The 1,268-nt window shown below is 63.8% G+C and carries 2 protein-coding genes; both read left to right on the plus strand.

What is annotated here, in order from left to right; genetic code table 11:
• A partial coding sequence (locus I5W_RS12605) for an MFS transporter (RefSeq protein ID WP_044529486.1) occupies positions 1-672 on the plus strand: 672 nt, incomplete at its 5' end.
• Positions 673-770: 98 nt separating this feature from the next.
• Positions 771-1,268: DUF2848 family protein (locus tag I5W_RS12610; protein WP_044529487.1), on the plus strand; the 498-nt coding region annotated here is incomplete at its 3' end.

Below are 1,268 nucleotides of genomic sequence, written 5' to 3' on the forward strand. Positions count from 1 at the left end.
GAAAAACCGGCCAATGCCAAGTGGCTCACCGACGCAGAAAAGAACGCCGTCACCCAGCCCCTGGCCGCCGAGAACAGCGCACCGGGCAAGCACTTCTCCTTCAAGGATGCCTGCAGCAATTACCGTGTCTGGATCTGCGCGGCCGTGTATTTCTGCGTGGTCAGCGGCAATGCCACCATCGCCTTCTGGGCGCCGTCCATCATCAAGGAAATCGGCGTGAAGGGTAATCTGCAGATCGGCCTGATCTCCGCCATCCCCTTCGTGGCCGGCACGCTGGCCATGATCTGGAACGGCTTTCACTCCGACAAGACCGGTGAACGCCGCCTGCATAGCGCCATTGCCACCTTGATCGCCTGTATCGGACTGGTCGCCACCGGCATGACGCTGGGCAATGCCACTCTGGCGCTGTGCTCGCTGACGCTGGCGGCCATCGGCATCCTGGCCGCCTTCCCGGTGTTCTGGTCGATTCCCGCCGCCTTCCTGGCCGGCACCGCAGCCGCCGGCGGCATCGCCCTCATCAACTCCATCGGCAACCTGGCCGGCTTCGTGGCGCCCTACATGATCGGGGCCTTGAAGACCAGCACCGGGTCGCTGTCCTCGGGCCTGTACTTCGTGGCCGCACTGGAGTTCCTCGCCAGTTTCCTGGTGGTGGTGTTCGTCAAGAAGCATTGATTTCCCCGGCTGGCCGCCCTGCCCCGGCCAGCCTCTCCTGATTCACCCCTGATTCACCCCTGATTCACCCCTGATTCACCCTGTTGGAATAGAACCTCATGAAGCTGACCTTTACCCTCCCCGACCACTCCACCGTCCAGGCCGACATCACCACCCTGGTCATCGCCGGCTGGGCCGGCCGTGACATGGCCGCCATCGAGCATCACATCGAAGAACTGGAAGCCCTGGGCATTTCGCGTCCCAGTGCGGTGCCGCTGTTCTACCGCGTCTCGGCCAACCAGCTGTCCCAGGCCGCGCAGGTGCAGGTGCTGGGCCAGGCCTCTTCCGGTGAAGTGGAGACCTTCGTCTTCCGCGCCGGTGGCGAGCTGTACGTCTCGATCGCCTCCGACCACACCGACCGCAAGCTGGAAGCGCACAGCGTGGCCTTCTCCAAGCAGGCCTGCGTCAAGCCGGTCGGCACGTCCGCCTGGAAACTCTCCGAGGTGGCCGAGTATTGGGATGAACTGGTGATCCGTTCCTGGATTGAGGAAGACGGTGCCACCAAGCTTTACCAGGAAGGTACGCTGGCCTCGCTGCGCACGCCGGCCGACCTGATC

The organism is Herbaspirillum sp. B65 (genome assembly GCF_000333555.1).
GTDB lineage: Bacteria > Pseudomonadota > Gammaproteobacteria > Burkholderiales > Burkholderiaceae_D > Herbaspirillum > Herbaspirillum rubrisubalbicans.